The organism is Saccharopolyspora phatthalungensis (genome assembly GCF_014203395.1).
GTDB lineage: Bacteria > Actinomycetota > Actinomycetes > Mycobacteriales > Pseudonocardiaceae > Saccharopolyspora > Saccharopolyspora phatthalungensis.
In genome coordinates, this window is the sequence record NZ_JACHIW010000005.1 from 25,812 (window position 1) to 30,501 (window position 4,690).

The window sequence follows — 4,690 nt, forward strand, 5'->3', positions numbered from 1 at the left end:
ATCGGAAGGATGAGGCGAAGCGGGAGCGGGCGGCGGAGTTGGAGCGGGTGTGGGCGGAGCTGCGTCGGGCTCGTGACGCAGGTGAGGTCCACATCGGTGAAACGTTGGGGAAGAAGTTCGGGAAGAGCGGTACGTGGGGATTGAAGCGGCTTGCGGATTTCCGGAGGTCGGAACTACTTGGTCCAGTTCCGGAGACGTTGGGGCGTGCGCAGGGTACGCCGACGGCGAGTCTGGATGTGGTTGAGGCGGAGCGGTCGGGGTTGGTTTCGGAGTTGGTGGGGTTGGTGGGTTCGTTGCGGGGGTTGTTGGTTGGTGCGCCGGTGGGGTATGAGCCTGGGTTGCGTGCGCGGGTGGAGGAGTGGTGGGTGCGGTTGGGGCGGGGTGAGTTGGGTGGCGCGGATGTGGGGAATTTGCGTCGGCGGGTGAGTCAGGCTGCGGCGTTGGTGGAGCGGGTGCGGGCTGATCGGTTGGGTTGGGGTGTGGGTGGCAGTGCCGTGGAGGGTCAGCCGGCCGCAAGCGTGGTTGAGGCGGGGTCGTCGGGGCTGGTTTCGGGGGTGTCCGCGGCAGGTATGGCAGGTCCGGTTGTGCACACTTCGGAGGGAGCGGAATCATCGGAGAGCACTTGGTTGCCGGAGGAACCCTCCGGTAGTAGCGGGGCGGACGCTGGGCCGGTGGACGAGTTGATGTCGTTTGATCCGTTGGCCGCTGAATCGGTGCGGGAATTGCTGGCGTGGGCGTCTGAGCCGGCGGCTGATTCGGGGTCGTGGCCGGTTGATCCGTCGAGCGTTGACTGGGGGACGGGGGTGGATGCGGCGGCGTGGGGCGGTGCCTTGGATGCGGAGGCGACGGGTAGCGGTGTCGGGGCAGCGGTGTCGACGGGTACGAGCGGTGGCAGCCTGGAAGGTGTTGATGTTTGGGTTGCTGAGGAAGGTGCGTCGGGCCTTGCCGGGCCGTCGGGGTCGGGCTGGTCTGAACCGGGGTTACGGGAGAGCGATGATGAGTCTGAGCCGGAGGTGTGGGAGAGCGATGATGAGTCTGAGCCGGAGGTGTGGGAGAGCGGTGGTGAGTCTGTGGCGTTGCAGCGGGAGTTTGAGGCGGCGGAGCGGGTGTTGGGGGGTTTGGATCGGGATATTGTGCGGACGTTGTTTGCTGAGGCGGATAAGGTTTTGGGGCCGCTTGCGCGGTCTGCTCGGTTCCGTTGTGTGATGGCGCATCGGTTGTTGACGCATCCGGGTGATGCGGAGGGTGTTGGGGCGTTGCGGGAGCGGTTGGTGGGTTTTTTGGTGGTTGATGCTTTTGCGGGGGAGAGTTTGCGGGTGGCGGAGCAGGCTAGTGGTGTGGTTGGCGTGGCCGAGGTGCGGAGGTTGCTGGATGAGGAGGCGCAGGCTGAGGTGCTTCGTCGTCGTTATATTGGCCGGACTTTGGGGCAGAAGTTCAATCGGAACGAGAGCTGGGGCGCTGAGCGGATTCGGGATGCCAAGGCTGGGTTGACGTCTCGGTGTCATGCGGCGGCGGCGTCGTTGCGGCGTCTTTTGGCGGTTGCGCCGCCGGAGTATCGGGCTGTGGTGAACCGGCGGATCGTGGGGTGGTTGAATATCGCGTCGGGTCTTTCGTACCGGCGTGCGGATGTGGTGGGGCTGCGGGAGCAGGCGGATGCTCAGGGTCGGGCTGATGTCGAGCTTGGGGAGTTGGTGGAGTTGGATGGTGGGGCGAGTGCGGTGTTGGAGGAGGGGCGGGGGGTGTATGGGGATGAGGCTGTGGATGGTTTGTTGGTGGAGGCGGGGGAGCGCCTTGGCAGTACTCTTGGGGAGGTTGCGGCGTTTCGGCGTGTGATGGCGCATCAGTTGCTGCGGGATCGGGATGATGTGGCGGCTATTGATGCACTGCGGATCAGGTTGTCGCGGTTGATGGCTACGGCGTTGGGTGTGAGTGCGGGTGCGGGGCCGGTTCAGGATGGGGGTGAGTTTCTGCCGGGCTCGGGTGAGGTGGGTGGCACGACGGGTGAGGCTGGGGATTCGGATGTCGATGGTGTGGTGTCGGAGGATGAGTGGGATCGGTTGCGGGAGCGGCTGGATCGGTTGCGGGTGTCGGGCGATGACGTGGTCGGTGGTGTTCATGACCGTTCGGCTGATTCGCCTGGGCTGGATGGGTTCTCGGACGGTAATGACCCCCGGAGCCGTCTGTCCTGGCCTGGTGCAACGGCTCCGGACAAGCCGCTTGACGATGGGGCGCGACGCCGAAGTTCCTGGCCCGGTGCGGGCGATTTCAATGGAAATTAGCGTTGATTTCCAATGAAATCGCCAACCAGGCACCGCGCCGCGGGTTATGACTGGGTGTCGTGTACGGCGGCGTGAACGTCTTTGCGCAACTGCGCCATGTCGGATGATTTCGCGGCGAAGGGCTCGGCGGCGTCGGCGATGGCCTGCAAGCGGTCTCGCATGTGGCGCGATGAAAGCCCGTTGACCGCGGTGATCGCTTCGTGGCCGATCCGGATGCCGGTGTCGAGGTCTCCACCGCGGATATAGAGCTCGGACAGGTTCGTCAGTTGGAACGCTCGCGTTGAAGCATAGGTGAGGTTGGGGTCGTTTACGACGGCGTCTAGTTGTTCGATTGCTGTCGGGACGAATTCGGGCTGGGTGCGGGCCAGCAGACCCATCGCGTATGCCCGGTGCGAGGCGATTTCGGCTTCGGTGACGTGGCGGTCCCAGGGCGGCACGGTGTCCGGCCGGATCGTCGCGAACGTCTCGACCTCCCTGTTCAGCGCGTCGTGGCACTGGTCAGAGTTGCCCAGCGTAGCGTGGTAGAAAGCTCGGTTGGCATAGAGATCAGCGTGTGTGCTTGCGCTCGCGTTGTGGATGCTGGTGTTCGCGACGTTAAAGCCGAGCTCGACCAGGCGCAGTGCCGAGCGCGCTTGGCGGCTGTGGTCCTGACGTGGCCGCATGACCTGGGCCGCAGCGTCGAGCAACACTCCGATCGTCAGGTCAGTGCTCCGGGGGTGCTGTTCGGCGCGCTTCGCGCGGTTGAGGGCGAAAAGCAACAGCTGCTCGGCCTGCTCGTGTGCTCCGATGCCTCGAGATGCCCAGCCCACAATCCACGCCAAGTCCGCGATCGCCAGGTCGACTCGTTCCCGGATCTCCTCGGTGCAGAGTGCGTCGTCGAAGGAACGGACCGCTTGTAGCTGTGCGAGGGCGGCCGAATGGATCAGTCCGCCGCCTTGTGCGTAGACGGTTTGGCGGAACCAGTCGGTCATGTTCTCGATTGCCTCGGCGTCGGCTACGCCGATGCGGCGTCGCCGGATCGAGTCGGTGTGGGCGGGCAGCATCTCACTCAGGCGGGCGATGTCGGGATGGAGTGTGGAGCTCATTGTGATCCCGAGGACGATTGAGAGGAAGTCTCTGCGTTGCACCTGGCTCACCTCCCTATTGGGGTCCAGGCTGCCAGATTCGGTGCCAAAACCCAACAGATGGGGCGGTATGCGTAGTGCGTTGGCGAGTTGTGCGATATGGAGTACGTCCCGCAGGTTCCGCTTGCCTCGTTCGACCAGCGAGATCATCTGCTGGGTGATGCCGGTGAGTTCGGCGAACCGTTGCTGGGAGAGTCCGGCGGCCTTGCGTACGGCCGGAAATACTTGGCGGAAGTCGTAATTCCGGAGGGCGTTCTGGAGTTCGGGTGTGTCGTAGAAGCCTGCCGGAACCAGTGGTTTTGTCCGGCGGCATGGGGCACATGTTGTATCGGAATTGCCTGCGCGCAAACACGAACCACATTCGGTGCAGTGACGCCGCATTTGAGAGTTCCTCGCAATTTTGGGGAAAACAGGTGGATTTTGAGCGTATTGGGAAAGCGTCACACCTGTAGTGCACCCGCGCGTGTCGAGCAACAACGGCAGTCGTACCACCGCGGTTGTGGGACGACGGACACCGGAGACGTCGTACCCGTGGCCCGTCCGCGAACCGGAGGGGCGTGACTGGTGGCGGACTTCGGGAACCGGGAGCGAACTGGTGCTCGGTCCGGCCGGCCGGATGCCGGACATGTGCTCGGTCGGGTGTTGGTGGGCGGGTCCTTTGTTCGGACCTGGCCTGCGGAGTGCTTGCCGGCTCAACGGCGTCGGGCGTTGGGGCGCAGATTGGCTGGAACATTCGGGCAAGGCGCCCTTCCCGTGTTCAATACAGGTTCGTTGGACGAGGACATCGTTGTGTCTCCGGCGGGCCCGCATTGACCGGCCACCTGACCTGGGCGGAGCGGGCCGGTGACGACGTGGTCTGCGATGAGATGGCCGGGCTCTTGGTGTCGGGCGGCCCGGGCCGGTGGTCGCAATGCGCTACCGGTGTGATGTGTGCCCTTCATCGGCGAGTCCGCAAACTACCGTTGCCGCCATGCATCTATGCTCCTGCTAGATGAACCACGCGAAGGTCAAAAGGTCATGTTCCCTTGCAGTGAAAGTGGCGGTTCGATGGGGCCGGCGCGTCTTGGGTGAAGTGTTGAACGGTGCTGCTTGATGGGACACGTGGTCTTGTCGTGGGAAGGTTGATGACGCTGCTGTGCCGGGTGGCTCAAGCCATTCGGCCGTTTGCCGTTGTTTCCGCCCCGTATTGGTGGAGTGCGGCGCTCTCAACATCACGCGGGGCCGGGGCGGCCGCCGGGTGGGTCGTGGTTTTCTTAGGTTCCGACGTTTTCTGAGTGGGTGGTGTGG

2 protein-coding genes are annotated in these 4,690 nt (G+C 64.2%); one reads left to right on the plus strand and one right to left on the minus strand.

Features of this window, described 5'->3' with window-relative positions:
- Positions 1 to 47: 47 nt before the first annotated feature.
- On the plus strand, positions 48 to 2,279 hold the full coding sequence (locus BJ970_RS36845) for a transcription initiation factor TFIID subunit 7 family protein (protein ID WP_184733252.1): 2,232 nt from the start codon (positions 48 to 50) through the stop codon (positions 2,277 to 2,279).
- 44 nt (positions 2,280 to 2,323) lie between these two features.
- Here BJ970_RS36845 and BJ970_RS36850 read toward each other — a convergent pair whose 3' ends face one another.
- On the minus strand, positions 2,324 to 3,847 hold the full coding sequence (locus BJ970_RS36850) for a helix-turn-helix domain-containing protein (RefSeq protein ID WP_184733254.1): 1,524 nt from the start codon (positions 3,845 to 3,847) through the stop codon (positions 2,324 to 2,326).
- Positions 3,848 to 4,690 lie beyond the last annotated feature (843 nt).